The sequence below is a fragment of the Nonomuraea salmonea genome (assembly GCF_042428605.1).
In the GTDB taxonomy this organism is placed as follows: Bacteria; Actinomycetota; Actinomycetes; order Streptosporangiales; family Streptosporangiaceae; genus Nonomuraea; species Nonomuraea salmonea.
In genome coordinates, this window is sequence record NZ_JBHMCF010000025.1 from 79,199 (window position 1) to 103,179 (window position 23,981).

The 23,981-nt window shown below is 68.2% G+C and carries 33 protein-coding genes and 1 tRNA gene; 18 read left to right on the forward strand and 16 right to left on the reverse strand.

Annotation, left to right across the window (positions count from 1 at the left end; translation table 11 throughout):
- Positions 1-413 precede the first annotated feature (413 nt).
- Positions 414-1,136 (forward strand): DUF4231 domain-containing protein, encoded by a 723-nt coding sequence (locus tag ACFFR3_RS22995; protein ID WP_379483823.1) that lies wholly within the window; start codon positions 414-416, stop codon positions 1,134-1,136.
- Between the two features lie 319 nt (positions 1,137-1,455).
- Here ACFFR3_RS22995 and ACFFR3_RS23000 read toward each other — a convergent pair whose 3' ends face one another.
- Positions 1,456-2,184, reverse strand: coding sequence for an XRE family transcriptional regulator (locus ACFFR3_RS23000; RefSeq protein WP_379483824.1), 729 nt, complete (start codon positions 2,182-2,184; stop codon positions 1,456-1,458).
- A 148-nt stretch (positions 2,185-2,332) separates the two neighbouring features.
- Between ACFFR3_RS23000 and ACFFR3_RS23005 the strand changes: the two genes are divergently transcribed.
- From ACFFR3_RS23005 to ACFFR3_RS23015, 3 genes are read left to right on the forward strand one after another with little or no spacing between them, the layout of a single operon-like run.
- The gene (locus tag ACFFR3_RS23005) at positions 2,333-2,686 is read left to right on the forward strand and encodes a hypothetical protein (RefSeq protein ID WP_379483825.1); all 354 of its coding nucleotides are present in this window, start codon (positions 2,333-2,335) and stop codon (positions 2,684-2,686) included.
- Positions 2,670-3,170 (forward strand): GntR family transcriptional regulator, encoded by a 501-nt coding sequence (locus ACFFR3_RS23010; RefSeq protein ID WP_379483826.1) that lies wholly within the window; start codon positions 2,670-2,672, stop codon positions 3,168-3,170. Before ACFFR3_RS23005 ends, ACFFR3_RS23010 begins: the two co-directional genes overlap by 17 nt.
- Before the next feature lie 47 nt (positions 3,171-3,217).
- Positions 3,218-3,784 carry an HD domain-containing protein gene (locus tag ACFFR3_RS23015; RefSeq protein ID WP_379483827.1) on the forward strand — a complete coding sequence of 189 codons (567 nt, stop codon included), beginning with the start codon at positions 3,218-3,220 and terminating at the stop codon, positions 3,782-3,784.
- On the opposite strand, the gene ACFFR3_RS23020 is transcribed toward ACFFR3_RS23015, so the two are convergent.
- Positions 3,752-4,228, reverse strand: a complete 477-nt coding sequence (locus tag ACFFR3_RS23020; RefSeq protein WP_379483828.1) for an NUDIX hydrolase — start codon at positions 4,226-4,228, stop codon at positions 3,752-3,754. The genes ACFFR3_RS23015 and ACFFR3_RS23020 overlap by 33 nt on opposite strands.
- A 2-nt stretch (positions 4,229-4,230) precedes the next feature.
- The gene (locus tag ACFFR3_RS23025) at positions 4,231-4,971 is read right to left on the reverse strand and encodes an XRE family transcriptional regulator (RefSeq protein ID WP_379483829.1); all 741 of its coding nucleotides are present in this window, start codon (positions 4,969-4,971) and stop codon (positions 4,231-4,233) included.
- A gap of 153 nt (positions 4,972-5,124) precedes the next feature.
- Between ACFFR3_RS23025 and ACFFR3_RS23030 the strand changes: the two genes are divergently transcribed.
- Together ACFFR3_RS23030 and ACFFR3_RS23035 are read left to right on the forward strand one after the other, a co-directional pair.
- A complete protein-coding gene (locus ACFFR3_RS23030; RefSeq protein WP_345395385.1) occupies positions 5,125-5,328 on the forward strand; it encodes a hypothetical protein in 204 nt (67 codons plus the stop codon).
- Positions 5,325-5,516, forward strand: coding sequence for a hypothetical protein (locus ACFFR3_RS23035; RefSeq protein ID WP_345395382.1), 192 nt, complete (start codon positions 5,325-5,327; stop codon positions 5,514-5,516). The genes ACFFR3_RS23030 and ACFFR3_RS23035 overlap by 4 nt, the downstream gene beginning before the upstream one ends.
- On the opposite strand, the gene ACFFR3_RS23040 is transcribed toward ACFFR3_RS23035, so the two are convergent.
- Positions 5,476-5,829 (reverse strand): winged helix-turn-helix domain-containing protein, encoded by a 354-nt coding sequence (locus ACFFR3_RS23040; RefSeq protein ID WP_345395379.1) that lies wholly within the window; start codon positions 5,827-5,829, stop codon positions 5,476-5,478. The two genes, ACFFR3_RS23035 and ACFFR3_RS23040, sit on opposite strands and share 41 nt — an antisense overlap.
- A 110-nt stretch (positions 5,830-5,939) precedes the next feature.
- Here ACFFR3_RS23040 and ACFFR3_RS23045 point away from each other — a divergent pair, with 110 nt between their 5' ends.
- The 8 genes from ACFFR3_RS23045 (at position 5,940) to ACFFR3_RS23080 (ending at position 11,740) form a co-directional block, all read left to right on the forward strand.
- The gene (locus tag ACFFR3_RS23045; RefSeq protein ID WP_345395376.1) at positions 5,940-6,269 is read left to right on the forward strand and encodes an SCO3933 family regulatory protein; all 330 of its coding nucleotides are present in this window, start codon (positions 5,940-5,942) and stop codon (positions 6,267-6,269) included.
- A complete protein-coding gene (locus ACFFR3_RS23050; RefSeq protein WP_345395373.1) occupies positions 6,262-7,581 on the forward strand; it encodes an FtsK/SpoIIIE domain-containing protein in 1,320 nt (439 codons plus the stop codon). Before ACFFR3_RS23045 ends, ACFFR3_RS23050 begins: the two co-directional genes overlap by 8 nt.
- 18 nt (positions 7,582-7,599) lie before the next feature.
- Positions 7,600-8,205: a DUF2637 domain-containing protein gene (locus tag ACFFR3_RS23055; protein WP_345395370.1), complete on the forward strand. Its 606-nt coding sequence runs from the start codon at positions 7,600-7,602 to the stop codon at positions 8,203-8,205.
- A gap of 15 nt (positions 8,206-8,220) precedes the next feature.
- Positions 8,221-8,562, forward strand: coding sequence for a hypothetical protein (locus ACFFR3_RS23060; RefSeq protein WP_345395367.1), 342 nt, complete (start codon positions 8,221-8,223; stop codon positions 8,560-8,562).
- 15 nt (positions 8,563-8,577) lie between these two features.
- Positions 8,578-8,739: a hypothetical protein gene (locus ACFFR3_RS23065; RefSeq protein ID WP_379483830.1), complete on the forward strand. Its 162-nt coding sequence runs from the start codon at positions 8,578-8,580 to the stop codon at positions 8,737-8,739.
- Positions 8,740-8,988: 249 nt separating this feature from the next.
- The gene (locus ACFFR3_RS23070; RefSeq protein WP_379483862.1) at positions 8,989-10,341 is read left to right on the forward strand and encodes a replication initiator; all 1,353 of its coding nucleotides are present in this window, start codon (positions 8,989-8,991) and stop codon (positions 10,339-10,341) included.
- Complete coding sequence (locus ACFFR3_RS23075) at positions 10,338-10,523, forward strand: helix-turn-helix domain-containing protein (protein WP_345395361.1); 186 nt, start codon at positions 10,338-10,340, stop codon at positions 10,521-10,523. Before ACFFR3_RS23070 ends, ACFFR3_RS23075 begins: the two co-directional genes overlap by 4 nt.
- Positions 10,520-11,740 carry a site-specific integrase gene (locus ACFFR3_RS23080; protein WP_379483831.1) on the forward strand — a complete coding sequence of 407 codons (1,221 nt, stop codon included), beginning with the start codon at positions 10,520-10,522 and terminating at the stop codon, positions 11,738-11,740. The genes ACFFR3_RS23075 and ACFFR3_RS23080 overlap by 4 nt, the downstream gene beginning before the upstream one ends.
- An 87-nt stretch (positions 11,741-11,827) precedes the next feature.
- Here the strand turns inward: ACFFR3_RS23080 and ACFFR3_RS23085 are convergent.
- Together ACFFR3_RS23085 and rlmB are read right to left on the reverse strand one after the other, a co-directional pair.
- A tRNA-Thr gene (locus tag ACFFR3_RS23085) sits at positions 11,828-11,900 on the reverse strand.
- 20 nt (positions 11,901-11,920) lie between these two features.
- A complete protein-coding gene (rlmB, locus tag ACFFR3_RS23090; protein ID WP_345395355.1) occupies positions 11,921-12,886 on the reverse strand; it encodes a 23S rRNA (guanosine(2251)-2'-O)-methyltransferase RlmB in 966 nt (321 codons plus the stop codon).
- Positions 12,887-12,987: 101 nt separating this feature from the next.
- Between rlmB and ACFFR3_RS23095 the strand changes: the two genes are divergently transcribed.
- Positions 12,988-13,944 (forward strand): MerR family transcriptional regulator, encoded by a 957-nt coding sequence (locus ACFFR3_RS23095; protein ID WP_364378035.1) that lies wholly within the window; start codon positions 12,988-12,990, stop codon positions 13,942-13,944.
- Here ACFFR3_RS23095 and cysS read toward each other — a convergent pair whose 3' ends face one another.
- Complete coding sequence (cysS, locus tag ACFFR3_RS23100) at positions 13,945-15,336, reverse strand: cysteine--tRNA ligase (RefSeq protein WP_345395349.1); 1,392 nt, start codon at positions 15,334-15,336, stop codon at positions 13,945-13,947.
- Positions 15,337-15,379: 43 nt separating this feature from the next.
- Positions 15,380-15,766, reverse strand: coding sequence for a PPOX class F420-dependent oxidoreductase (locus ACFFR3_RS23105; RefSeq protein ID WP_345395346.1), 387 nt, complete (start codon positions 15,764-15,766; stop codon positions 15,380-15,382).
- Between the two features lie 54 nt (positions 15,767-15,820).
- Between ACFFR3_RS23105 and ACFFR3_RS23110 the strand changes: the two genes are divergently transcribed.
- The gene (locus tag ACFFR3_RS23110; protein WP_379483832.1) at positions 15,821-16,990 is read left to right on the forward strand and encodes a DUF2637 domain-containing protein; all 1,170 of its coding nucleotides are present in this window, start codon (positions 15,821-15,823) and stop codon (positions 16,988-16,990) included.
- An 81-nt stretch (positions 16,991-17,071) separates the two neighbouring features.
- On the opposite strand, the gene ACFFR3_RS23115 is transcribed toward ACFFR3_RS23110, so the two are convergent.
- From ACFFR3_RS23115 to ACFFR3_RS23130, 4 genes are all read right to left on the reverse strand, one after another.
- A complete protein-coding gene (locus tag ACFFR3_RS23115) occupies positions 17,072-17,347 on the reverse strand; it encodes a GlsB/YeaQ/YmgE family stress response membrane protein (protein ID WP_345395337.1) in 276 nt (91 codons plus the stop codon).
- A gap of 97 nt (positions 17,348-17,444) precedes the next feature.
- Positions 17,445-17,732 (reverse strand): GlsB/YeaQ/YmgE family stress response membrane protein, encoded by a 288-nt coding sequence (locus ACFFR3_RS23120; RefSeq protein WP_345395334.1) that lies wholly within the window; start codon positions 17,730-17,732, stop codon positions 17,445-17,447.
- A gap of 365 nt (positions 17,733-18,097) precedes the next feature.
- Positions 18,098-18,565: a 2-C-methyl-D-erythritol 2,4-cyclodiphosphate synthase gene (gene ispF, locus ACFFR3_RS23125; RefSeq protein WP_345395331.1), complete on the reverse strand. Its 468-nt coding sequence runs from the start codon at positions 18,563-18,565 to the stop codon at positions 18,098-18,100.
- 17 nt (positions 18,566-18,582) lie between these two features.
- A complete protein-coding gene (locus ACFFR3_RS23130) occupies positions 18,583-19,065 on the reverse strand; it encodes a CarD family transcriptional regulator (RefSeq protein ID WP_020544658.1) in 483 nt (160 codons plus the stop codon).
- Positions 19,066-19,316: 251 nt separating this feature from the next.
- Here ACFFR3_RS23130 and ACFFR3_RS23135 point away from each other — a divergent pair, with 251 nt between their 5' ends.
- Positions 19,317-19,907, forward strand: a complete 591-nt coding sequence (locus ACFFR3_RS23135; RefSeq protein ID WP_364378028.1) for a copper chaperone PCu(A)C — start codon at positions 19,317-19,319, stop codon at positions 19,905-19,907.
- A 56-nt stretch (positions 19,908-19,963) separates the two neighbouring features.
- On the opposite strand, the gene ACFFR3_RS23140 is transcribed toward ACFFR3_RS23135, so the two are convergent.
- Positions 19,964-20,656 carry a response regulator gene (locus tag ACFFR3_RS23140; protein ID WP_345395328.1) on the reverse strand — a complete coding sequence of 231 codons (693 nt, stop codon included), beginning with the start codon at positions 20,654-20,656 and terminating at the stop codon, positions 19,964-19,966.
- Positions 20,657-20,720: 64 nt separating this feature from the next.
- Positions 20,721-21,890 (reverse strand): sensor histidine kinase, encoded by a 1,170-nt coding sequence (locus ACFFR3_RS23145; protein ID WP_364378251.1) that lies wholly within the window; start codon positions 21,888-21,890, stop codon positions 20,721-20,723.
- Positions 21,891-22,023: 133 nt separating this feature from the next.
- Between ACFFR3_RS23145 and phoU the strand changes: the two genes are divergently transcribed.
- The gene (phoU, locus tag ACFFR3_RS23150) at positions 22,024-22,668 is read left to right on the forward strand and encodes a phosphate signaling complex protein PhoU (RefSeq protein ID WP_345395325.1); all 645 of its coding nucleotides are present in this window, start codon (positions 22,024-22,026) and stop codon (positions 22,666-22,668) included.
- A 47-nt stretch (positions 22,669-22,715) separates the two neighbouring features.
- Here phoU and ACFFR3_RS23155 read toward each other — a convergent pair whose 3' ends face one another.
- Both ACFFR3_RS23155 and ACFFR3_RS23160 read right to left on the reverse strand, forming a co-directional pair.
- Positions 22,716-23,459 carry a phosphoglyceromutase gene (locus ACFFR3_RS23155; protein ID WP_364378025.1) on the reverse strand — a complete coding sequence of 248 codons (744 nt, stop codon included), beginning with the start codon at positions 23,457-23,459 and terminating at the stop codon, positions 22,716-22,718.
- Positions 23,460-23,476: 17 nt separating this feature from the next.
- Positions 23,477-23,956 (reverse strand): type III secretion system chaperone family protein, encoded by a 480-nt coding sequence (locus tag ACFFR3_RS23160; RefSeq protein WP_345395322.1) that lies wholly within the window; start codon positions 23,954-23,956, stop codon positions 23,477-23,479.
- Positions 23,957-23,981: the final 25 nt, after the last annotated feature.

Genomic DNA, 23,981 nt, shown 5'->3' on the forward strand with positions numbered 1-23,981 from the left:
CTGAGATGACTATAGTTCGGCGTAGCTCTACGTTGAAGTCAACGCGAGAGAATATCTGGCACGCAACCTCATGCAGGCTCTGTCGCTGATGTCTTCCCTGGTAGTGAGGTGTCTATGGTGCATCCCGCTAGGCTTGATGGGCGAGGCCTTGGGCTCTCGGGCACGGGCTCTCCGTCCGTCAGGTCTGTGGGATCATTAGCGCCTTTAGGGAAGCTGTCCGCTTGTAATGGTTGTTACAGTGCATCGCCTGATCACGGGCGTCTTCTCTGGAGATGCCCCTGTCCTGGCTGGGCCACTGGAGTTGGCGAGGAAGCGTTATGACGCCCGAGGAAGATGGCACGAGAAGGCAGTTCGCGAGGTCTCGTAGGACCGCGCTACATGAGTTCGAGACCAAACTCGATCGCCGTCGACGCGTGAACAGGTTCTACTGGCTTTGCTTAGGTCTCACAAGCACGATCGCCCTAACGGCAGGGTCCGCGGTCATTCTCGGTGGCGACAGCGCTGTTGCGAGACAGCTGATCGGGCTCTGTCTTCTAGCGCTGATAGCCCTACTAGCTGCTGCGGCAGCAGTGCGCCTGTGGGTGCGCAGAACAGGTCTCCCCACTCGCGTAGAGCTCGAAAAGGATGTCGACAAGGTAAGAGAGGAAGTCCGCTGGCTAGAGGCGGGGAACGTTGTTGAGACGTCGGTACATCAGTTGCTATACAAAGCGGATATCCCTACTATAATCGCCCAGTATCAAGCCGAGAGTGATAAGTACCGAAAAATCCACAATCGCCTTCAATCACTCATCATCGTGGGCTCTCTGAGTACTACGACTGCCGCCGCACTAGAGGCAGCGCTTCCTGGGCACCGTTGGATCACCGTGGGTCTGAGCTTTCTTGTAGGCATGGCTGCAGGATTCATGGGATATTTCAAGTTTCGCGAGCGCAGCTTCTACCTGCAGCAGACGGCGGATGTCATTGAGCAAGAGGTGAATGCCATGACGTTGCGCGTTCACGACTACAAGGGCTTGGACACTCCCGGCGCTCTTTCTTTGCTAGTTGAACGCGTCGAAGGCTTCCGGAACGAACAGCGGCGCCGCCAACAGCAGCTAGATCAGCCGGTCGATGAGCGAGCTCTTGGCCCTAATGAGTGATCATCAGCAGGATCTTGGCCGATCGGGGCACATCGGCCGGCGCTCCTAGCCGGTGGCAAGGGACGACGAAGTCGTCCCGCGGCAGCCGATCGCCCTGACCACGTATGAGGAGAACCGAAGTGGGCGATCGTCACGGCCTTAACTAGCAACTTCTGCTGGCTTCTCGGGCGCGGGCGGTGCGTGCCCGGACCGGCCGAAGAGCCGCAGCCGGGCACGCAGACCGACTGGTGCCCGGCGGGCCGCGCAGCGGGCCGCCCTTGATGACGTGGAGAGAAGTTGCTTTCTGGCCCGACCGTAGTTGTGGCTGCTGGGGCTTGCGTTACTGCTTGTAGGGCTGGGCTGCGGTCCAGATACGCTTGAATCCGGTGAGGTAGGCGCTTGCTGGTCCCTGCTCCTCCCCGCGGCTGAGGTGCAGAACGGGGGCGTTGGCGGCTGGGGTGCCGTAGGCGTGGGTGTTGATCAGGAGTTGGGAGTCTGCGCGGTAGAGGGAGTTGTAGAGGACGGTGCGGTGGAGTCGGAGTTCGACTCCTTGCACGTGGAGTAGGGGGCGGTACAGCGCCAAGGTGTTCCTCACGCGGGCTGCCATGACCTCGGCGCCGATGCCTTCGTCTTCTCCCCTTGCGGCGACCTCCCAGCCTTCGGGGTCACCGAGAAGGAGGCGGATTCGGACGCCGGCGTTCGCCCTCTGGGTGAGGATGCGGTGGATGGCTGGGTCTTCGGCGAGGAAGAGGGCGCTGTAGGCGAGGATGTCGATCTCTTCGGTGGCGCTGTTGAAGTGGGTGCGCCAGACGGTCTGAGGGATGGCCCAGCGGTGGGGGTAGATGGTGTGGATGCCGTTGGCGAGTGGCTGGCGCCTGGGGGTGGCTTCTGGCCATAGGTCGGCCTCGTCGATGTTGAGGAGGTCGGCGATGGCCCAGCGGTGGCGGGGGTAGGGGGTGCGGCCGTTGAGCCATCTGCTGACGGTTTTGGGGTCTACGGCCAGGGCGGCGGCTACGTCGGTGGTGGTGAGGCGGGCTGCGGCCAGTGCGTAGCGGAGGTTGTTGTTCATGACCGGCCTGCTCCTCTCGCAGTACGACCCTGTGCTGCGACGTTAGCATCAGACGTCCCTAGACGTCCCCTAGTTGCGGTGTTCCTGCCCCGGGGTGCGGAGCCAAGCTCGACGCACGGAACCGCATCGGACATCAGGGAGGGCAAGGGTGCGTAAGAGTCAGAGCATCGAGGAGCAGCAGCGGGCGTACGCGGAACGGCTGTTGCTCGCGCTGGCGGAGCAGCTCGGCGAGCGGGGCGTCACGCGGGTGTTCGTCGTCACGCAGGAGGGGCGGCCGACGCTGGATGTGACCGACTGCCGGGGGCGGGTGCGGCGGGTGTTCGTGCATCTGCCGTTCTGCTGGTTCTACTGGGGGGATCAGCAGGACGAGCGGGTGTCGTTCCTGCAGATGGCCACTGCGGTGGATCGGATCGAGGAGGCCGCTCAGGCGGGGTGGGCGGAGGGTGAGCAAGGGGACCTGCGCGTTGAGCTGAGCAAGCTGCTCGATGCTTACCGCGGCTGAGTCGATGACTTCGAGGGGGTGGCTGACCGGGGGGCGGGTTTACGTTCAGATCGCTGATCGGGTGCGGGAGCGGATCCGGTCGGGTGAGTTCGCCCCTGGTCAGGCGCTGCCCTCTGAGGCGGAGCTGTGCAGGGAGTTCGGGGTCGCGCGGAACACCGTGCGGCGGGGGCTGGCGGTCCTACAGGAAGAGGGGTTGCTGGTTACCGTTCCGTCCAAGGGGCGCAGAGTGGCTGCGGAGGGCACGCCGATCTCCTACCGGTATGAGGTGATCGCGGCGTGGTTGCGAGAGGCGATCAAGGCCGGTGACCTTCCTCCAGGTGCTCAGGTGCCGAGTGAGGCCGTGTTGCGGCGGCGGTTCACGGCGTCGCGGACCACGGTACGTCAAGCGCTTGCCGTGCTGGAAAGGGAAGGGCTGGTGGCGGCGGCGCATGGGCGGGGGCGGTTCGTCCTGATATGGGACAGGAGGACGTCCCAGGACGTCTAACCTTCTCGCGGTGATTCGGGCCGTATGTGGTGCCTATCGTGGGCCGCGTGGGACATAGCGAATGGGCATACGGCCTGGCCAAGGACCTGTTGGAGACGACGCTGCCTCGGCGGTGGGCGCACACACAGGGCGTTGCGGAGCAGGCTGAGTCGCTGGCCGGGGTTCTCGGGGCGGAGACCGATACGTTGATCGCGGCGTGTCTGCTGCATGACATCGGCTACGCCCCGGACCTCGTCAGCACCGGCATGCATCAGCTCGACGGTGCCCGATACCTGCGGGACGTGGCCAAGGCGGATGAACAGCTGTGCCGGTTGGTCGCCTACCACTCGTGTGCGGACAACGAGGCGCGGCAGCGGGACCTGCTCGATGTGATGGTCAAGGAGTTCGAGCAGGAGCGGACGGATCTGGCGCGAGCGTTGACGTACTGCGACATGACGACCGGGCCGGATGGCCGGCACCTGGACGTGCTGGATCGGCTGGCGGAGATTCACTCGCGGTACGGGCCGGAGCATGTGGTGAGCCGGTCGATCACGGATGCGACGCCGTGCATCGTGTCGTCGGTGCGGTCGGTGGAAGCGGCGCTAGCCGATGTACGGCAGGCCGACGCCGGCTAGGTAATGGTCGATCCGCATCCGCATCGACCGGTCCATCGGCAGGGACAGGACCTCGTTTTGGGGCACCCAGCGGACTTCACGGGACTCGTCGCTCGGGGTCGGCTCGCCCGCTACGAGACGGCCAGTCAGGACGATGGAGAACTCTTGGCGGGCCTCACCGTTGCTGGTGTAGAGGATCACATGCCGGGGGTCGCTGTAGGTGCCGACCAGGCCGGTGATCTCGCAGGTGATGCCGGTCTCCTCGACCGTCTCTCGCACGGCCGCCGTAGGGATGGACTCGCCCAGATCGATCGCGCCGCCGGGGACGGCCCAGTTGTCATTGTCCGTGCGGTGGATCATCAACAGGTCGCCGGCGGCGTTGGTGACGATGACGTTCACGGACGGCACCAGGCTGTTCGGCGCGGGCGCTGCGGGGTCGTCGTAGTAGTCGATGCGCTTGGCCATGATCAGGACTCTACGGGGACGGCCCCGTCCCAGACTCTTTCGAAGCTCTCGCCGTACGTGGTGGCCATCTCCCCGCCGGCCACCCTGCGCAGGTGCAGGACGGGGGCGTTGGCGGCGCGGTTGCCGTACACGTGCATGTTGATCAGCAAGTCGCCATCGGCGCGGTAGATCGAGTTGTACAGGATCGTGCGATGCAGTCGCAGCTCGAAGTTGCTCAGCCCGAACAACGGCCGATACAGCACCAGTGCGGTACGAATCTGCGCCGCCAGCCCGTCCCCCACTCCTTCGTCCGCTCCCCGCTGGGCCACCTCAGCGCAGTCGGGGTCTCCGAGCAGGATGCGCACCCGTACGCCGGCCCGCGCCTTGTCCCCGAGCTGGCGCACCATCGCGGCATCATCGGCGAGAAAGAGCCCGCTGTAGACAAGCACGCCGATCTCCTCGGACGCCCCGCTGAACAGACGTCCCCACGCGTCCCGGGGCACGGCCCACCGGTGCGGATAGACCGCGAGGACTTCGCTCTCGGACGCGGCCACGACTTGTTCGCGGGACAGGGCCTGCGGCCACAGGTACGTCTCGTCCACACCCAGGTAAGAAGCCGTGGCAAACCGGTGCTTACGGTACGGCTCGCGGCCCTTGGTGATCCACCGCTCGACGGTCTTGGGATCGACCTCGATCGCCTCGGCCAGATCCGCGACGCTCACGCCCTTCTGCAACAGCGCCGCGCGTAGCCGTTCGTTCGCCATCTCACCTGCTCCAAGGGGACGTCCCGGGACCTGGCCATCGTAGGCCGGACGTCTTGAACATGTCCCGTCGTGTAGTGATCTCGTCCTAACGCTGAGTCGCATCCTCGGTTGCACAACGCCACAACGGCACCAACCGAAGGAGGAGATGCACCCATGAACATCGAGATCACCATCCCGGGCGAGACGCCCGCCTGCGAGTGCGGCAACGCCCTCACCCACGGGCAGACCCGCTGCCGCAAGTGCCTGGCGCGGGACCGCTGGGCGCGCAAGGAGCGGGCCAGGAACCGCCGCAACCGCCGCTCGGAGACCCGCCGTCCCCCGCGCGGCCCGGCGCAGGCGGGGGCGGTGTGGGCATGACCACGATCCCGCTGATCATCGCCGGACTGCTCGGCGTCGCGCTCGTGGCCGGGTACGTCACCGTCCTGGTCGGCATCCGCCGCGAGGACAAACGGCTCAGCCTCCGTCAGGCCCCGGCCGGAGCCTCGGCGTCGCTGGCGCGCAAGGTCACCGGCTGCTACGTCCGGAACGGCGTGTCGTGGACGTAGCCAACTGCTCCTCAACCTTCGCCAGCCGCCTCGACAAATCCTCGACGGTGGCGCGCAACTCGGCGACCTCGTCCCGGGGAGCCGACGCGGCATCGCGAACGAACACGCCCTTGCCCTGCTGCCCGATCACCAAGCCCTCGGTACGCAGCACTCCCACGGCGAGTTTCACCACCGACAGGGACGCGTCGTACTGCTCGGCCAGCTTGGCCGTGGACGGCAGCGGAGTGCCAGGCGCGAGAGACCCGCCGCGGATCTGCGCGCGCAGGTCGTCGGCGATCTGGAGGTAGGCGGGCTGCCCGGTGTGTCTGACCATCGCCCATCTATCTCACCACGAATGTTCGACCTGGCCAACCGAGGGAACATTGACAACCGAGCTAACTAGGTTAACTATGTTGCTCACGACGAAAGAGGAGGTCACAGCCCATGCGTTCGGTCCCGATCCCTGTCGATGTCAGCAAGCTCGCCATCACCTGCGTCAAGGCCCCGCGTCCCCGGGTGCTCAACCGCGACACCGGCGAGATCAAGACCGACAAGAACGGCAACACCGTCTACGAGGTCACCGTCTCGGTCGAGGACGAGTTCGGCCGCATCGAACTCGTCAAGATCGGCATCACCGGCGAACCACCCATCAGCGTCGGCGACCAAGTCAACGCCATCGGCCTGCTCGGCTACGTCTGGGAGATCGCCGGCCGCTGGGGCATCGCCTACCGCGCGAACGCCCTGCTCCCCGTCCGGGAGGCCGCCGATGCGTGACGCGCTCTATGTGCTCACAGTCCTGGCCGCTGCGGCGGCCGGACTGTGGGCCTGGCGCCGCTACCACCGCCCATCCTTCTGGCTCGTGTGCGGCTTCCCGCTGATCGCCCTGACCGTCCGAGCCTCATGGCGGCGAGTGGCGCTCGGCTGCGGCCTGACCAAGAAGCGGCAGCGCTGGTGGTTCACCACCGTCCCCGGCGCGATCGCCTCCACCGGCATCGTCCGCGTACGCCGCCGGTGGCAACGCGTCGCCGTGGACACCAAACCGTTCATGTGGCTCCCGCTGCCCACCCGGCACGGCTGGCGCGTCACCCTCCATACCCTGGAAGGCCAGACACCCGGCGACTACGCCGACGCCGCCGAACGGCTCGCCCACTCCTGGGGCGTCCACGCGATACGTGTCTCCTCACCCCGGCCCGGCCGCGTCGTCCTCATGGCCACCATGCGCGACCCGCTGGTCAAAGTGGACGACCTCCCGCCCTCGCCCGACCTGCTCAAGGTGGTGGTGGGACGGCTGGAGACCGGCAAGCCCTGGATCATCGACTTCCGTACGGTGCCGCACTGGATCAACGCGGGGGCGACCCAGTCCGGCAAGTCGAACCTTGCCAACGCCTTGATCGTCGGGCTCGCGCCGCAACCGGTGGCTCTGGTCGGCTTCGACCTCAAGGGCGGCGTGGAGTTCACCCCGTACGCACCCCGCCTGTCGGCCCTGGCCACCTCCCGCGCCGAATCGGTCGGCCTGCTCACCGACCTCGTCGCCCTGATGATCGACCGCATGGGCCTGTGCCGCCAGGCCGGCGCCCGCAACATCTGGCAAGTCCCGCCCGCCCTGCGCCCCGTCCCGATCGTGGTCCTGGTGGACGAGCTGGCCGAGCTGTACCTGATGGCCGACAAGTCGGAGAAAGACGAGATCGCCAAAACCTCGACCGCCCTGCTCCGGGTCGCCCAGCTCGGCCGCGCCTTCGGCATCTACCTGTTCTGCTGCGGCCAAAGGATCGGCTCCGACCTCGGCCCCGGAGTCACCGCCCTGCGCGCCCAGTGCTCGGGCCGCATCTGCCACCGCGTCAACGACCCAGAGACCGCCACCATGACCCTCGGCGACCTCGACCCCGCCGCCCTGATCTCCGCCCGCGCCATCGCCGCCGATACACCCGGCGTCGCCATCGTCGCCAGCCAGGACGGCCAGTGGTACCGCGCCCGCTCCTTCTACGTCACCGAGCAAACCGCCGAACGCGCCGCCCGTACCCACGCCCACCTCACACCCGCCTGGGACGAGATCACCACCCACCTACCTCAGCCCATCAACGCCTGAACCACGAAGGGAGGAACGATGCGACGCTACGCCTGCCGACTGCTCGACACCGGCCCGGTCCTCATCCTGGCCGCCATCGCGGGTGCCGGATCGTTCACCCACATCCGCGACACCGCCAGCCAGCACGGCCAAACCGGCTGGATGTCCTGGGCCGTCGCCGTCTGCATCGACCTGACCTGCGTCATGGCCGCCCGCGAACGCCAACGCGACAAGAAGACCAGCCGAACCCGGCGCGGCCCGATCTCCTGGCCCGTCCTCGTCCTGACCGGCGGCATCGCCCTCTCGCTGGCCGCCAACCTCGCCCAAGCCGACCCAACCGTCTGGGGCTGGATCACCGCCGCCACTCCGGCCGCCGCGTTCCTCATCGCCATCTCCATGCTGGAACGCCGCGCGGCTCACCCCACCACCACCGCAGAGGCCCCAGAACTCGTCCCGCAACAACCCCAAGTCGAAGACGAACCGACCAAGGCCCTGGCTCCCGCACTCGTGGACTACGCCCGCCGCGTAGCCGACGACCACGAGACCAAGCACGGCAAACCCATCACCGACGACGCCCTACGCGCCCACCTGGGCGTCTCAAGCCAACTCGCCACCGACCTGATGCGCACCCTGCGAACCGCCTGAAAGGAGAACCAACCCATGGAGTACGACGACCGCACCGCTGTCATCAACGGCCTGCTCGACCTGGCCGCCTTCTTCGAAGCCCACCCTGACCTGCCCGTCCCGCCCTACATCACCGTCTACTACTTCCCCAACCAAGACAGCGACGCCGCCCAGAGCGCCGAGATCGACCAGATCGCCCCCGTCCTCGGCTCGGACATCAACCAGGAGGGCGCCTCGCGCGGCCACTACGCCACCTCACGCATGTTCGGCCCGATCGAGTACCGCGCCGTCGCCGTCCTGGCCGCCGCCCGCGCCCGCCACGAAGCCGAAACCAGCTACCACGGCTGCATCCAGCCCGACCCCGTACCCACCGCCTGACCAGGAGCACCGATCATGCGCATCCGCATCGACGGCACCCGAGCCGAGATCGTCGACGCCCTGTTCCGCCTACGCCTGCACTTCGCCGTCATCGGCGTCTCACGCGCCTACCCCGACCGCGCCCGCCCCCACCACTGGCGCATCTACCTCACCACCAGCAGAAAGCCACCCACATGAGTGAGGAGGTAATCCACTACCGCTGTTGCACCTGCAACGGCACCGGCATCGACCCCGACAACGCCCGCTGCCTCGACTGCGACGGCACCGGCATCGACAACCACGGCGCCTGAAAAGCGCAGCGCCCCCGGCCTGGCCGCACATCCGCCAAGACGACTGCCAGGTCGAGGGCCATCCCTTCACCCGAACGAGCGAAAGGAGAACACCATCTTGCCCACAACTCACGCCACCGCGCACGCCAAAGCAGGCATGATCGCCCGACTCAACCACCCCGACTACGACCGCTGGGCAACCCAGATCCGCGCCACCGGAGGCTGCCGCCAGCCCATCCACCTACGCGGCAAGATCGACCACTACGACAAGGCGACTGGCCAACTCCTGCACCGCTACACCACCAAACACGAGCCAGACGGCGTCCTACGCGTTCCATGCAAGACCCGCCGCGCCTCCCGCTGCCCCACCTGCGCCGAGACCTACCGCGCCGACACCTACCACCTCATCCGCGCCGGCCTCGTCGGCGGCAAGGGCGTCCCGGACACCGTCACAAGCCACCCGACCCTGTTCATCACCCTCACCGCACCCAGCTTCGGAACGGTCCACACCCGCCACGAGAAGAACGGCAAGACCCAGCCCTGCCATGCCCGCCGCAACGCACCCACCTGCCCACACGGCCGCACTATGTCCTGCACCACCCGCCACAGCAAAGAGGACCCCCGCCTCGGCGAACCACTCTGCCCCGACTGCTACGACTACACCGGCACCGTCCTGTTCAACGCCCTGGCCCCACTGCTGTGGAAGCGCTTCGCCGACTCCGTACGCCGCCACCTCGCCAAACAAGGCGGCCTCCTCCTCAAGGACTTCCGCCACCACCTCACCCTCTCCTTCGCCAAAGTCGCCGAATACCAACGGCGCGGCGTCGTCCACTTCCACGCCGTCATCCGCCTCGACGGCCCCGGCGGCCCCGAAGCCCCACCCCCACCCTGGGCGACCGCCGACGCACTCACCCAAGCCATCCAGCACGCAGCTGGAGCCGTGACGGCCAAAGCCCCGGCCTACGCCGGCCAGCCAGAACGCATCCTGCGCTGGGGCGACCAACTCGACATCCGCCCCATCACCATGAACGGCGACCTCACGGACCAAGCAGTAGCCGGCTACATCGCCAAGTACGCCACCAAGGCCGCCGAATGCGTCGGCACCCTAGACCGCCGCATCAACCCATTGGACAACCTGGAGGCATACAACCTCCGCACCCACGCCCGCCGCCTCATCACCACCTGCCTAGACCTCGGCAAAGAACCGGACCTCGCCGACCTGCGCCTCGCAGACTGGGCCCACATGCTCGGCTTCCGCGGCCACTTCTCCACCAGGAGCCGCCACTACTCCACCACCCTCGGCGACATCCGAGCCGACCGCGAACACCACGCACGAGCCGAAGACATCACTACCGGCCGCCTGCCCCTGTTCGACGAAGACACCGTTCTCGTCATCAGCGAATGGCAGTACGCCGGCAAGGGCCACTCCGCAGGAGACGCCCTCCTCGCCGCCGCCATCACCGGCACCCCATCGCCGACGCCACAACACCTCGACGGGAGCCGCCCATGACCCGGCTCCTCCTCACGGTCCCAGAAGCCGCCGAAGCCCTGGCCATCTCCCGCAGCAAGCTCTACCAACTACTCGCCACGGGCGCGGTCTCCTCCATCCGCATCGACGGCTCCCGCCGCATCCCCGTCACCGCCCTCACCGACTACATCACCCACCTGACCAGGAAGGAGGTCGCCATATGACCGAGGCCCTCGCCGGCGCGCCGGACAAGCAGCCGCGTAAGACGAAGGCACCCAAGCTGCGCGACGGTGTCATGAAGCGCGGCACCACCTGGTCCTACGTGATCAGGGTCCGCGACCCCGAAACAGGCGAGAGCAAGCCGAAGTGGGTAGGCGGCTTCGCCACGGAAGACGACGCGAAGGCAGCCCGCGACGAGGCCAGGGTCAAAGCTCGACGCGGCGAGTACATCGACAGGAACACTGTCACCGTCGCCGAGTACCTGGCCGAGTGGATCGAGGGTCACGCCGTCGAGATCAAGCCACACACGCTCAAGGGCTACCGCGACATGATCCGTCTCTACATCGGCCCTCGAATCGGCAACGTCCGTCTGCAAGCCCTCCGGCCTGCGGCGATCACGAAGTTCTACCGCGACCTGCTGACACACGGCGGGCGCAAGGGCGGCCCGCTCGCGGCGAACACCGTCAAGCACGTCCACACGGTCCTCCGCAAGGCACTCACGGACGCCGTGCTCGTAGACGAGCTGCTCCCCAACAACCCCGCCGAACGCGCCAAGCTCCCACGCACCCAGGCAACCGAACCAGGCATGATCTGGACCCCGGCCCAACTCCGAGCCTTTCTAGCAACAGCTCAGGAGCACCGGCTGTACGCCTTCTTTCACCTGGCCGCTTACACGGGAGCCCGTAGAGGCGAACTGCTCAACCTCCGCTGGACCGACGTGGACCTCGACAAGCCCCAGATCCACATCACGGGCACGGCCGCAGTCCTCGACCGCCAGCGCGTCGAAGGCACCACGAAGAGCGGCCGTTCCCGTGTCGTCTCCCTCGACGCCGGAACGGTCAAGGTCCTCAAAGCCCACCGCGCCCGCCAGGACGAGGAGCGGCTCAAGCTCGGCGAGTCCTGGAAGGGCGGCCATGCCTACGTCTTCACGACAGGCTGGGGAGAGCCCGTCTTCCCGGACACCCCAAGCTCCCTCATGCCCAAGCTCATCGCCGCCCACAACAAGCAGAACCCACGATCACCGCTCCCCCACGCCCGCCTCCACGACCTGCGCCACATCCACGCGACGACGCTCCTGATGGCCGGCACCCCCGTGCATGTGGTCGCGGCCCGCCTCGGCCACGCCGACCCGGCGATCACCCTCCGCGTGTACGCCCATGTCATCCGCGAGCAGGCCGCCACCGCCGCCGACATCTTCGCCCAGGCGGTGGCCTCCTGTTAGCAAGGGTGTTAGCAAGATCGCCACATGGTCCTGACAAACACGAAGCCCCTGAACCGGAAACACCAGTTCAGGGGCTTCATCTTGCAGAGCCGACGAGGGGAATCGAACCCCTGACCTTCTGTTTACAAGACAGATGCTCTGCCGATTGAGCTACGTCGGCACGGCCTACCAGTGTAGACGCTAGGGACGCCTGTGACGAGCGACTTCGTACAGCGCCACCCCCGCCGCCACCCCCGCGTTCAGCGACTCGGCGGCGGCGCGCATCGGGATGCGGGTGAGGACGTCGCACTGCTCCCTGACCAGCCGGGACAGCCCCTTGCCCTCCGAGCCGACGACGATGACCAGGGGCTCGCCGAGCAGGTCGACGTCGGCGAGTTCGGTCGAGCCCGTGCCGTCGAGGCCGACGACGAAGAGGCCGGCGTCGCGGTATTCGCGTAGCGCGGCGGTCAGGTTGGCGGCGCGGGCGACGCGCAGGGTGGCCAGGGTGCCCGCGGACGTCTTCCAGGCGCCGCCCGTGACGCCGGCCGAGCGGCGGGACGGCACGAGCAGGCCGTGGGCGCCGAAGGCGGTGGCGGAGCGGGCGATGGCGCCGAGGTTGCGCGGGTCGGTGACGGAGTCGAGGGCGACGATCAGCGGCGCCTCGCCGGCCTCGTGGGCGATCTCGATCAGCTCTGACGGGTGCGCGTAGTCGTAGGCCGGGATCTGCAGCGCGATGCCCTGGTGCACGCCGCCCTCGGTGAGGCGGTCGAGCTTGTCGCGGGTGGCCTCGAGCAGGGCGATGCCGCGCTCGGCCGCGATCTTGATGGAGTCGCGTACGCGGTCGTCGTTGTCGATGCGCTGCGCCACGTAGAGCGCGTTGCACGGCACCCCGGCCTGCAGCGCCTCCAGGACCGGGTTGCGCCCGCCGATGTATTCGGGCGCGTCTTCTGAGCGCCGCTGCGGGCGAGCCGCGCCGGGACGGCGACCGCTCCCGCGCTCCTCCCGCGCGATGCGCTCGGCGCGCGCCTTCTCCTTGTACCAGTGCCGCATCTCGGCAGGCGGCGTCGCGCCCTTGCCTTCGAGCGAACGGCGGCGCTGCCCACCGGTGCCCTTGGCCGGGCCCTTCTTCTTCGCGGGCCTGCCTGATGCCCTACCGCCTGCTGCCATGCGTTCAAGGGTACTCGGGCCGCCGCCCTTCTCAGGACGTAGCCAAAAAGGGCGGGAAAGGGCTTGAGTCTCGATCCGCTTGAGACTCCATAGTGACGGACATGGACGACAACGACCTCTACCCCATCGGGGACGTCGCGCGCCGCACCGGCCTGAGCGTCAGCGCCATCCGGTACTACTCCGACGCCGGCATCGTCGCCCCCACCCGGCTGACCGAGGCGGGCTACCGCCTGTACGACGTCCGCGCCATCGCCCGCCTGGAGCTGATCCGCACGCTCAGGGAGCTCGACGCGGGCCTGCTCGACATCCGCCAGTTGCTCGCGGGCGAGACGTCGCTGCACGATCTCCTCGCCGCCCACCTGGAGCTGGTGGAGCGGCAGGAGCGCGACCTGCGGGCCAGGCGGGCGGTGCTGCGTACGCTCGTCAGGCAGCGCGGCACGGCCGCCCAGGCGGCCCTGATGCACCGCCTCGTCTCGATGCGGGACGACGAACGCGAGCGCCTCATCGACGACTTCTGGTCCGGGGTGGGCGGGTCGCTCGACCTGCCGTCCGGCATCGTGGACCGGCTGCGCGAGCTGCGCCCGTGCCTGCCCGACGACCCGTCCGCCGAGCAGCTCGAAGCCTGGATCGAGCTGGCCGACCTGCTGCAGGACGAGGAGTTCAGGGCCGCGGTCCGCGCCCATCTCCAGGACGTCTACGGTACGTTCCCCGGCAGCGAACTGGCCGCCCCGGCGACGTGGGACTTCATCCATGAGGAGGGGGCGAAGATCGGCGATGACCTGGTGACGGCGTACCACCAGGGCCTGCCGCCGCACGATCCGCGCGTCGAAGAGCTGGTGGTACGCCTCGCGGAGCTCGCCGGCAGCGGCTCCAGGCAGCGTCTGGCGGCGACCTTCCTCATGGTGCAGGACTTGCCGGAGGACCCGGAGTACGACGCCACCTATGGCAGGTATGTCGCGCTGGTGGGCCGGATCAACGGGACCCCGCTCCCCACCTACGAGCAGGATCCCGCGCTGTTCACGTGGATCGCGACCGCCTTGGACGAGACCGCGGCCTGATCAGCGGCTCAGCTCCCACCGGGGCCCGTGCGGGGTGTCCTCGACGGTGATGCCGGCCGCCGCGAGCTGGTCCCTGATCGCGTCGGCGGCCGCGTAGTCCTTACGCTCGCGCGCCGCCTTGCGCTGCTCGAGCGCCACCGCGACGAGCGCGTCGACGACGGGCGACAGATCGGAGCCCGTGCCGCGCCACTGCGGCGAGCGCGGGTCGAGGCCGAGCACGTCGAGCATGTTCTGGGTCTCGGCGAGCAGCCGCGCCACGGCCTCCTTGTCGCCGCGGGCCAGCGCCACGTTGCCCTCGCGCACCACCTCGTGCACGACGGCGAGCGCCTGCGGCGTGCCGAGGTCGTCGTCGAGCGCGTCGGCGAACGCCTGCGGCAGCGGCGCGTGGGCGTCGACGTCGTGGATCACCTCGGCGGCCCGCGTCACGAACCCCTCGATCCGCTGGTACGCCGCCGCCGCCTCGAGCAGCGCCTCCTCGGAGTAGTCGATCGAGGAGCGGTAGTGGGGCGCCGCGAGGTAGTAGCGCAGCTCGACGGGACGCACCTTCTGCACCATGTCGGGGATCAGCAGCGAGTTGCCGAGCGACTTGCTCATCTTCTCGGCGCCGATCTTCAGCATGCCGTTGTGCATCCAGTAGTGGGCGAACCCGTCGCCGGCGGCCTGGGACTGGGCGATCTCGTTCTCGTGGTGCGGGAAGATCAGGTCGATGCCGCCGCCGTGGATGTCGAACGTCGGGCCGAGGTATTTCGTCGCCATCGCGGAGCACTCGAGGTGCCAGCCGGGCCGGCCGGGGCCCCACGGGGTGGGCCAGGTGGGCTCGCCGGGCTTGGCGCCCTTCCACAGCGCGAAGTCGCGCGGGTCGCGCTTGCACGACTCGTCGTCGGTGTCGGCCGCGGGCCGCATGTTGTCGAGCTTCTGGTTGGACAGCGAGCCGTAGCGCTCCTCGTAGGAGCGTACGTCGAAGTAGACGTCGCCGCCGGAGGCGTAGGCGTGGCCGCGCTCGATGAGCCGCTCCATCAGCGTGATCATCTCCGGCACGTGGCCGGTGGCGCGCGGCTCGACGGTCGGCGGCAGGCATCCGAGCGTGTCGTAGGCCCAGGCGAAGGCCCGCTGGTTGCGCTCGGCCACGACGAACCAGGGCACGCTCTCCTCGGCGGACACCCTGATGATCTTGTCGTCGATGTCGGTGACGTTGCGGCAGAACGTCACCTCGTAGCCGGAACGCGCCATCCAACGCCTGAGCACGTCGAAATTGACGCCCGAGCGGATGTGCCCGATATGCGGAGGAGCCTGCACGGTGGCCCCACACAGGTAAATCGACGCCCGGCCGGCTTCGACCGGAACGAATTCACGGATGGCGCGCGTGCTGGTGTCGTAGATGTGCAGGCTCACGAAAGAAAGGCTAACGCCTCGGCGGCGTCGTCAGGCCGATAAATCAGCCCCGCAGGTGCACCCTGTCGGGCGAGATGCGGACGATGAGCCGTTCGGTGCCCGGCTTGTCCTCCCATGGGCGTCCTTGGTACTTCTGCGACAGCTCCTGGATCAGCGCGCCCTCCGGGTCGGGCGTCATCGTGACCCGGCCGCGCACCTCGACGTACCTGTAGGGGTTGTCGGGATCGATGACCAGCAGGCTCGCGCGCGGATCGCGCTCGAAGTTGCGCGGTTTGACGCGGCCTTTCACGGTGGAGAAGAGCACGTCGTCGCCGTCCGTACGCACCCACACCACGGACGACTGCGGCCCGCCGTCGGCGTTGAGACTGGTCACCGTCGCATAATTCGGCGCGTCCAAAAGTTTGCGGACATCTTCCGACAACTTGGTCATGCGGCCTCCCTTGATCGGTCGTGATCCCCATTCTTCTGTAGTCTCGAAGACGCCATGGACGTGACTCCCCCCTCTTTGCTCCGCCGCCTGGGCCTCGCCCTGGCCGGGCTCGCCGTCGCCGCCCTGACCGGTGCCGCGTGCGCGCTCTCCTTCGACGACCTGCGCGCGCTGGCCGTCACCGGCGAGGCCAGGCAGGACCTCGCCTTCCTCTACCCGGCGGCGTTCGACGCGCTGCTGGTGGTCGCGCTGGTCGGCGTCCTGCTGCTGCGCTCGGCCAAGATGCTCGTACGCGTGCAGGCGGCGTTCGTGCTGGTCCTGCTGATCGCGGCGGCCGCGGCGGCGAACGTGGCCACGGCGGTGCGCGTCACCTTCGACGTCAGGCAGACGGCCATCGGCGTGGCGCTCGCGCCCTGGGTGATGCTGGCCCTGGCGCTGTGGCTGTGGTTACTCCTGATCAAGCACGTGCAGGCGCATCGCGCGCCGGCGTACCGGGAGGCAGAGGAGCAGGACCTGGTGCCGTTCCAGGGGTCGAGGGCCGATGAGCCGCCCCCGCTCGCGACGGAGACGCCCGCGCCCCTGCCTGAGCCCCTGTCCGAGCCCACGCCGGTCGTGGGCCCCACCGCCGCCCCCGAGACGCCTCCTGTGTCGGGCCGCGTGACCGAGTGGCCGGTCCAGAACGAGGAAGAGCCGGAGCCCCAGCCGGCCGACAAGCCCCTGAGCCGCCCCGCACCCGAGCCTGAGCCCGTGACCCGCCCCCTACGGACCCGGCCAGAGCCCGAGGCCACAGCTCAGGAAAAGACCGAAGAAAAGGCCCAGGAAGAGCCGCGCGAAGAGCCGCGGGAAGAGCCGCGGAACGACGTACAGGAAGACGTGCGGGAAGAGGCGGCGAGCGAGCCCGATGAGGAACCGCTGACCCGCCCCGTCCGCTGGGGCGACCGGGTCAAGCCGGCCGACGTGCTCGTCCACCCGCGTCCCTCGCCCGAGTCCACCGACAAGGACGCCGACACCCAGCCCCACCCCGTCTTCGACGACGACGCCCCCGACCCGCGCCACGGCCCCGAGCTGGCCGACGAGCAGGAGCGGCGCGGCAAGGAGACGCGTGAGGAGCTGCGTGAGGAGACGCGTGAGGGGATGGAGGACACCGCCCCGCACCGGGTGATCGTCGACGACTCCCCGGCCCCGGCCGAACGCCTCCGCAGCACCCCCCGCCCGCCCGAGGACTGACGAAGAAGCACGAAAGAGGGCCCGTCCGGGAACACGTTCCCGGACGGGCCCTTCTATCCCGCCAGTTGCGTACGGCGTGGATCAGACGCTTCTGCCGCTACCGCGGCGTAGTCCAGCCACCAGGCCCACACCGACGACCGCGAGCACCACCTGCATCACCAGCTCGATCCAGTCGATGCCCGGCGTGGTCTCCACGCCGAGCACCTGCGCGAGCAGCGTGCCCAGGAGGGCGGCGACGATGCCGACGACGATGGTGAGGATCCACCCGATGGCCTGCCTGCCGGGAAGCAGCAGACGACCGATTGCGCCGATCACGGCGCCGATCACGATGGCGCCAAGGATGGATTCGATGGTCATGACATGAAACCTCCCCGTGAGGCTGAGCGGTTCACCCTCACGGGATGGTCGCTACCCGATCTACGGCAATTATGCGCCCGCTTTGCAAAAGTGCAGGTCAGGTAGTTGTTCGGCCGCCTCGGCCGCCGCGCCCCATGCCCATCCGGGTCACGAGGAGCACACCGGCCACGGCCAGGACGAGTTGCAGGATGTGTTCGATCCAGTCGATGCCTCTGGTGTCGGCCCAGCCGAACGCCTGGGCGATCAGGGTGCCGATCAGGGCGGCCACGATGCCGACGATGAGGGTCAGGCCGATGGACATGTTCTGCCTGCCCGGCACCAGGAGTCTGGCCAGCGCACCGACGATGGCGCCGATGACTACTGCGCTAACGATCGCGCCGATCATGTGGAGCTCCCCCCGAAGACGTTCACATGTCTTGGCGGGACACATACCCCCTGAACTGGCGAATTACCCATGAGGGAAGACGGCGGTCCGTACCGCGCCAGTGACGAACCGCCGCCTCCGCATTTTCGGCGGGCTGGCGACGACCCGCCGGGACACCCTCACGTATCCCACAAAGAGGACGCGCCGGACACGGGATCGGTTCACGCGAACGGCCTCACGGCCGCGAATGAGCCACGCGACCGCGAAAGACCGTCACGACCGTGAAAAGAGCCTCACGACCGCGAAAAACCCTCACGGCTGTGAAAGAGCCTGACGGCCGCGACAAGAGCGTCGCGACCACGAGAACCGACGATCGCGAAGCCCGATCAGAGCGCGATCACCAGAGCGGTCGCCACGGCCGCCACACCCTCGCCACGCCCCGTCAGCCCCAGGCCGTCGGTCGTGGTGGCGGAGACGCTCACAGGCGCCCCCAGAGCGGCGCTGAGCGCCTTCTCGGCCTCCAGTCGCCGGGGCGCGAGCTTCGGCCGGTTACCGATCACCTGGACGGCCACGTTGCCGATCTCGAAGCCGGCCGCCCGCACCTGGCGAGCGGTCTCTTCGAGGAGCACCGTGCCAGAGGCGCCCGCCCACCGCGGGTCGGCGGTGCCGAACAGTTTGCCGAGGTCGCCGAGACCGGCCGCGGACAGCAGCGCGTCGCAGGCCGCGTGGGCGGCGACGTCGCCGTCGGAGTGGCCCTCGACGCCGAGCTCACCCGGCCAGTGCAGACCGGCGAGGTTGAGCTCGCGTCCTGAGCCCGGTGATGCGAACGGGTGGACGTCGACACCGACGCCCACCCGTGGAAGATTCGTGTTCAGGAGTTGAGAACCTCGTCGAGAAGGGCCTCTGCCTTGTCCTCATTGGTCTTCTCGGCCAGGGCAAGCTCACTGACCAGGATCTGGCGCGCCTTGGCGAGCATGCGCTTCTCGCCGGCGGACAGGCCACGCTCGCGGTCTCTCCGCCACAGGTCCCGAACCACCTCGGCAACCTTGTTCACATCGCCGGACGCGAGCTTCTCGAGGTTGGCCTTGTAGCGACGAGACCAGTTGGTCGGCTCTTCCGTGTGCGGCATGCGAAGGACGTCGAAAACCCGCTCAAGGCCTTCCTGACCGACAACGTCGCGCACACCGACGAGTTCTGCGTTTTCAGCTGGCACCTGGACGGTAAGGTCGCCCTTGTCGACCTTGAGCACCAGGTAGGTCTTTTCCTCACCCTTGATGGATCGCGTCGTGATTGCTTCGATCCGAGCAGCCCCATGGTGGGGGTAGACGACAGTGTCGCCGACCTGGAAAGTCATGTGACAAGTACCCCTTCCGCTGTACTCCAGGGTACCACGCATCCACAGCCTCTCGGAACAGTGAAATCCTCATAACTGCAGGTCAAAGCCGCATATTGGGGGTTGACAACCGCTCAACTCTATGAATCGCATTTCTGGACATAGCGAATGACCTGCGGGGGTGCGGATATGACCTTGCATTGGGGTGGATATGGTGGGCGCTGCACATCACGCACGCGCGACACCTGCGCAGAACCAAGGAGAACCCGCCCGTGACCAGCCGTCGCTGGATTGTCGTAGCCGCCGCGTTCTTGGCAGCCCCCGTGCTCGCGGGCTGCGGGGCAGGATTCGACGCCACCACCAACATGCCGTACGCGCCGAACGAGGCCCAGGTGTTGATCGAGAACGGTCAGTACGGCGCTAAGAGCGGCATTCACATCCCTCAGGCGTTCATCCTCGGCCCCGACTCGGGAGCCCAGCTCGCCTGGCGCGGCTCCGCCCCGATCTACCTGAACATCCTCAACACCTCGGGCACCCCCGACACCCTCCAGGCCGTCAACGCCGGCGAGATGGGCACGGTCAAGATCACCGCCCCCATTCAGCTTCCGAGCAACCAGCTCGTCAACACCGGCAAGCCGGCCCCTCAGCTGATCCTCGAGGCGATCCCCAAGAGCCTCAGGGGCGGCGAGAGCATCAAGCTGGACCTCCAGTTCGCCAACGCCGGCGTCGTGTCCATGAACGTCCCTGTGGTCACGCGCAGCCGCGAATACGCGTCGTACCCCCCGGCTCCGGGCGCGACCCCCGCGGCCACCCCGACGCCCACGCCGTCGCCGACGGGAGAGGCTGAGGAGGAGGCGCACTAGAGCCTCCGGAGGGCATGAGAAGACCCCGGTACCCGCACGATCGGTACCGGGGTCTGTCATTCCTCCACGGCGTCGAACTTGTAGCCGAGCCCGCGCACGGTGAGGATGCAGCGCGGGTTGGACGGGTCGGACTCGATCTTCGCCCGCAGCCGCTTGACGTGCACGTCGAGCGTCTTGGTGTCGCCCACGTAGTCGGCGCCCCATACGCGGTCGATGAGCTGGCCCCTGGTGAGCACCCGGCCGGCGTTGCGCAGCAGCACCTCCAGCAGCTCGAACTCCTTCAGCGGCAGCTGCACGGGCTCGCCGCGGACGGCGACGATGTGGCGGTCGACGTCCATGCGCACGGGCCCGACGGCCAGCACGGCGCTCTCCAGCTCCTCGGTGAGGTCGCCCTGGCGGCGCAGCACGGCGCGGATGCGGGCGACCAGCTCGCGCGAGGAGAACGGCTTGGTGACGTAGTCGTCGGCGCCCAGCTCAAGGCCGACGACCTTGTCGATCTCGCTGTCCTTGGCGGTCAGCATGATGACCGGGACCTTCGAGCGCTGCCGCAGTGAACGGCAGACCTCGGTGCCGGGCAGGCCGGGCAGCATCAGGTCGAGCAGCACCAGGTCGGCGCCGTTGCGGTCGAAGGTGTCGAGCGCCTCGGGGCCGGTCGCCGCGACCGACACCTCGAAGCCCTCCTTGCGCAGCATGTAGGACAGGGCGTCGGAGAACGACTCCTCGTCCTCCACGACGAGGACGCGGGTCATGCGCGTGCTCCTGCGGGCCTCATGACGCGGCCGGCGCGTCCGACGGTGGTTTCGCTTCGTGCGGTCACGAGGCTGCCTCCATGGGGATCGAGGGTGGTACTGCCAGCGCCGTGCCGCCGAAGGCGGGCAGGCGCAGGGTGAAGGTGGAGCCGGACCCTTCCTTGCTCCAGACGGACACCTCGCCGGCGTGGGCCGCGGCGACGTGTTTGACGATGGCCAGGCCGAGCCCGGTGCCGCCGGTGACGCGGGAGCGGGCGGCGTCGACGCGGAAGAACCGCTCGAAGATGCGCTCCAGCGCCTCCTCGGGGATGCCGATGCCCTGGTCGCTGACGCTGATCTCGACGGAGTCGCCGGCCGGGCGCACGCTGACCACGACCCGGGTGTGCTCGGGGCTGTAGACGATGGCGTTGTCGATGAGGTTGCGCAGGGCGGTGGCGAGCAGCTCGGCGTCGCCCCAGATGCGCAGGCCCTCGGTGCCGCCGGAGACCAGCGTGATGTCCTTGGCGACGGCTCTGGTGTTGCAGTGGTCGATGGCGTCGTTGACGGCCTCGTCGATGGAGACCTGGCCCGGCGTGGGGATGGGCTCGGCGCCCTGGATCCGGCTGAGCGTGATCAGGTCCTGGATGAGGTAGTTGAGCCGGGCGGCCTCGTGCTGCATGCGCCCGGCGAAGCGGCTGACCGCCTCGGGGTCGTCGGCGGCGTCCTGGATGGTCTCGGCCAGCAGGCTGAGCGCGCCGACCGGGGTCTTCAGCTCGTGGCTGACGTTGGCGACGAAGTCGCGGCGCACGGCCTCGACCCTGCGCCGCTCGGTCTGGTCCTCGGCGAGCACGAGCACCTGGCCGTAGGAGCCGAGCGGCGCCACGCGTACGGCGAAGTTGGTGGTCTCCTGGCCGAACTTGTGTCCCGCCACGTCGATCTCGCTCTCGCGGATCTCGCCGTCGCGGCGCACTTGGCGGGCCAGGGCGAGCAGCTCGGCGGCCATCAGCCGGTCGCCCTTGACCAGCCCGAACGCGCGTGCGGCCGAGCTGGCCCGCAGCACCCGGTCGTGCGCGTCGAGGACGACGGCGGACGAGGGCAGCACGGCCAGCACGGACGCGACGCCCTGGGGCAGCGCCGCGCCGGTCTCGACGCCGTCGGTGGTGGTGCGGCTGGGGGCCTCGATCTGGTTGCGGTAGAAGAGGACCGCCAGCGCGCCCACCACGAACCCGGCCAGGGCCGCGAAGCTCATGGCCATCTCACTCATGCCTCCGATGGTAGGTGGCGTTTCCGCAGGGACAGACCCCCTCATCAGGGGATGAACGCCTCTTTCCCGGAAAGTTCATCTGGCGGTCGGAGTTCGTTCATCGGCCCCGCCGTACGGTGACGGCATGCGCGACGCGTACCACGAAGAACTCGATTCGCTGACCGACAAGCTGGTGGAGATGACCCGGCTGACCAGGTCGGCCATCTCCCGTGCCACCACGGCCCTCCTTGACGCCGACCTGCAGCTCGCCGAGAGCGTGATCTCCCGCGACCAGGAGGTGAACGCCACCTTCGCGGACCTCGAGGCGTCGATCTTCGAGCTGATGGCCAGGCAGCAGCCGGTCGCGGTGGACCTTCGCATGGTCATCACGGCGCTGCGCATGGGCACCGACCTCGAACGCATGGGCGACCTCGCCGTCCACGTGGCCAAGGTGGCGCGGCTGCGGCACCCCGACTCGGCCATTCCGCCGGGGCTGCGCCCGACATTTCTGGAAATGGGGCAGATCGCCGAGAACCTCGTCACGAAGGCCGGCAGCTGCGTGGCGTCGCGCGACGTGGACTCGGCCCTGGAGCTCGAGCAGGACGACGACGCGATGGACCGGCTGCACCGCCGCCTGTTCTCGAAGATCCTGGCCAAGGACTGGGCGCACGGGGTGGAGCCGGCGATCGACATCACGCTGGTGGGGCGCTATTACGAGCGGTACGCCGACCACGCGGTGCGGGTGGCGCAGGCCGTCGTCTACCTGGTCACCGGGTCGCGGACCGGCTGACGCGTACGACGGAAAAAAAAAGGGGGGTGCTCTCGCACCCCCTGATGTCAGCGGCCCTGGTTGGCGACGGCCTCGATGGCGGCCTTCGCGGCGTCGGGGTCGAGGTAGCGGCCGCCGCGCACGGTCGGGCGGTAGTCGGCGTCGAGCTCGTAGAGCAGCGGGATGCCGGTCGGGATGTTGAGCCCGGCGATATCGTCGTCGCCGATGCCGTCGAGGTGCTTGACCAGCGCGCGCAGCGAGTTGCCGTGGGCGGCGACCAGCACCGTGCGGCCGGCCGCGAGGTCGGGGACGATCTCGTCGTACCAGTAGGGCAGCATGCGGCCCACGACGTCCTTCAGGCACTCCGTGCGGGGCATGAGCTCCGGCGGCAGCAGGGCGTAGCGGGGGTCGCCGGCCTGGGAGTATTCGTCGTCGTCCGCGATGGGGGGCGGGGGCACGTCGTAGGAGCGGCGCCACAGCATGAACTGCTCGTCGCCGAACTCCTCGCGGGTCTGGGCCTTGTTCTTGCCCTGGAGGGCGCCGTAGTGGCGCTCGTTGAGCCGCCAGCTGCGCTTGACCGGCAGCCAGAGCAGGTCGGCCTCCGCCAGCGCGAGCTGGGCCGTCTGGATGGCCCTGGTCAGAAGGCTGGTGTGGACGACGTCCGGGCGCAGCCCGGCCTCCTGGAGTAGCTTGCCGCCGCGGCGGGCCTCGTCCTCGCCCTTGGCGGACAGGCTGACGTCCACCCAGCCGGTGAACAGGCCCTTCGCGTTCCAGTCACTCTCGCCATGCCTAAGCAGCACCAAAGTCGCCATGCGGCAATCCTATGGTTCTACCGGTCGGGGTCGGCGAAGCGGGCGAACGCCTGGAGGTTGGCCAGGGACTCGCCGCGCTTGGCCCGCCACTCCCACTCGCGCCTGATCGAGGAGGCGAAGCCGAGCTCGAGTGCCCGGTCGAACCAGTCGTCCGAGTACGTCAGCACGCACCCGAGCAGCCGGTCCACCTCGTCCTCGGTGACGGCGGCCAGCGGGACCCTGCCGACGAGGTAGACGTCGCCGACGGGGTCGAGGGAGAAGTGCACGCCGTACATGGAGCCGTTCTTGCCGAGCAGCCAGCGGTAGAACTCGGCGTGGTTCTCGTCGGGCTGCCGGCAGAAGAACGCCTCGACGTGCAGCACCCGCTCGCCGATGATGAGCCAGGTCATGGTGGCGAGCTTGTGCTGGCCGGGGAGCCTGGCCAGGAACGCTCCTGGGCGGGGCTCGTCGTAGGTGACGTCCGCGGCTTTGAGTGCTGCTTCGACGACTTCGCGCATGCCCTTCACCTTATGAGGCGGCAGA

Bases quoted from the DNA above. Each gene is read 5' to 3' on its own strand.
- ACFFR3_RS23000 (WP_379483824.1), bottom strand. From the start codon at position 2,184: ATGAACAACAACCTCCGCTACGCACTGGCCGCAGCCCGCCTCACCACC.
- ACFFR3_RS23010 (WP_379483826.1), top strand. From the start codon at position 2,670: ATGCTTACCGCGGCTGAGTCGATGACTTCGAGGGGGTGGCTGACCGGG.
- ACFFR3_RS23020 (WP_379483828.1), bottom strand. From the start codon at position 4,228: ATGGCCAAGCGCATCGACTACTACGACGACCCCGCAGCGCCCGCGCCG.
- ACFFR3_RS23025 (WP_379483829.1), bottom strand. From the start codon at position 4,971: ATGGCGAACGAACGGCTACGCGCGGCGCTGTTGCAGAAGGGCGTGAGC.
- ACFFR3_RS23030 (WP_345395385.1), top strand. From the start codon at position 5,125: ATGAACATCGAGATCACCATCCCGGGCGAGACGCCCGCCTGCGAGTGC.
- ACFFR3_RS23035 (WP_345395382.1), top strand. From the start codon at position 5,325: ATGACCACGATCCCGCTGATCATCGCCGGACTGCTCGGCGTCGCGCTC.
- ACFFR3_RS23040 (WP_345395379.1), bottom strand. From the start codon at position 5,829: ATGGTCAGACACACCGGGCAGCCCGCCTACCTCCAGATCGCCGACGAC.
- ACFFR3_RS23045 (WP_345395376.1), top strand. From the start codon at position 5,940: ATGCGTTCGGTCCCGATCCCTGTCGATGTCAGCAAGCTCGCCATCACC.
- ACFFR3_RS23050 (WP_345395373.1), top strand. From the start codon at position 6,262: ATGCGTGACGCGCTCTATGTGCTCACAGTCCTGGCCGCTGCGGCGGCC.
- ACFFR3_RS23055 (WP_345395370.1), top strand. From the start codon at position 7,600: ATGCGACGCTACGCCTGCCGACTGCTCGACACCGGCCCGGTCCTCATC.
- ACFFR3_RS23060 (WP_345395367.1), top strand. From the start codon at position 8,221: ATGGAGTACGACGACCGCACCGCTGTCATCAACGGCCTGCTCGACCTG.
- ACFFR3_RS23065 (WP_379483830.1), top strand. From the start codon at position 8,578: ATGCGCATCCGCATCGACGGCACCCGAGCCGAGATCGTCGACGCCCTG.
- ACFFR3_RS23070 (WP_379483862.1), top strand. From the start codon at position 8,989: ATGATCGCCCGACTCAACCACCCCGACTACGACCGCTGGGCAACCCAG.
- ACFFR3_RS23075 (WP_345395361.1), top strand. From the start codon at position 10,338: ATGACCCGGCTCCTCCTCACGGTCCCAGAAGCCGCCGAAGCCCTGGCC.
- ACFFR3_RS23080 (WP_379483831.1), top strand. From the start codon at position 10,520: ATGACCGAGGCCCTCGCCGGCGCGCCGGACAAGCAGCCGCGTAAGACG.
- rlmB (WP_345395355.1), bottom strand. From the start codon at position 12,886: ATGGCAGCAGGCGGTAGGGCATCAGGCAGGCCCGCGAAGAAGAAGGGC.
- ACFFR3_RS23095 (WP_364378035.1), top strand. From the start codon at position 12,988: ATGGACGACAACGACCTCTACCCCATCGGGGACGTCGCGCGCCGCACC.
- ACFFR3_RS23105 (WP_345395346.1), bottom strand. From the start codon at position 15,766: ATGACCAAGTTGTCGGAAGATGTCCGCAAACTTTTGGACGCGCCGAAT.
- ACFFR3_RS23110 (WP_379483832.1), top strand. From the start codon at position 15,821: ATGGACGTGACTCCCCCCTCTTTGCTCCGCCGCCTGGGCCTCGCCCTG.
- ACFFR3_RS23115 (WP_345395337.1), bottom strand. From the start codon at position 17,347: ATGACCATCGAATCCATCCTTGGCGCCATCGTGATCGGCGCCGTGATC.
- ACFFR3_RS23120 (WP_345395334.1), bottom strand. From the start codon at position 17,732: ATGATCGGCGCGATCGTTAGCGCAGTAGTCATCGGCGCCATCGTCGGT.
- ACFFR3_RS23130 (WP_020544658.1), bottom strand. From the start codon at position 19,065: ATGACTTTCCAGGTCGGCGACACTGTCGTCTACCCCCACCATGGGGCT.
- ACFFR3_RS23140 (WP_345395328.1), bottom strand. From the start codon at position 20,656: ATGACCCGCGTCCTCGTCGTGGAGGACGAGGAGTCGTTCTCCGACGCC.
- ACFFR3_RS23145 (WP_364378251.1), bottom strand. From the start codon at position 21,890: ATGGCCATGAGCTTCGCGGCCCTGGCCGGGTTCGTGGTGGGCGCGCTG.
- phoU (WP_345395325.1), top strand. From the start codon at position 22,024: ATGCGCGACGCGTACCACGAAGAACTCGATTCGCTGACCGACAAGCTG.
- ACFFR3_RS23155 (WP_364378025.1), bottom strand. From the start codon at position 23,459: ATGGCGACTTTGGTGCTGCTTAGGCATGGCGAGAGTGACTGGAACGCG.
- ACFFR3_RS23160 (WP_345395322.1), bottom strand. From the start codon at position 23,956: ATGCGCGAAGTCGTCGAAGCAGCACTCAAAGCCGCGGACGTCACCTAC.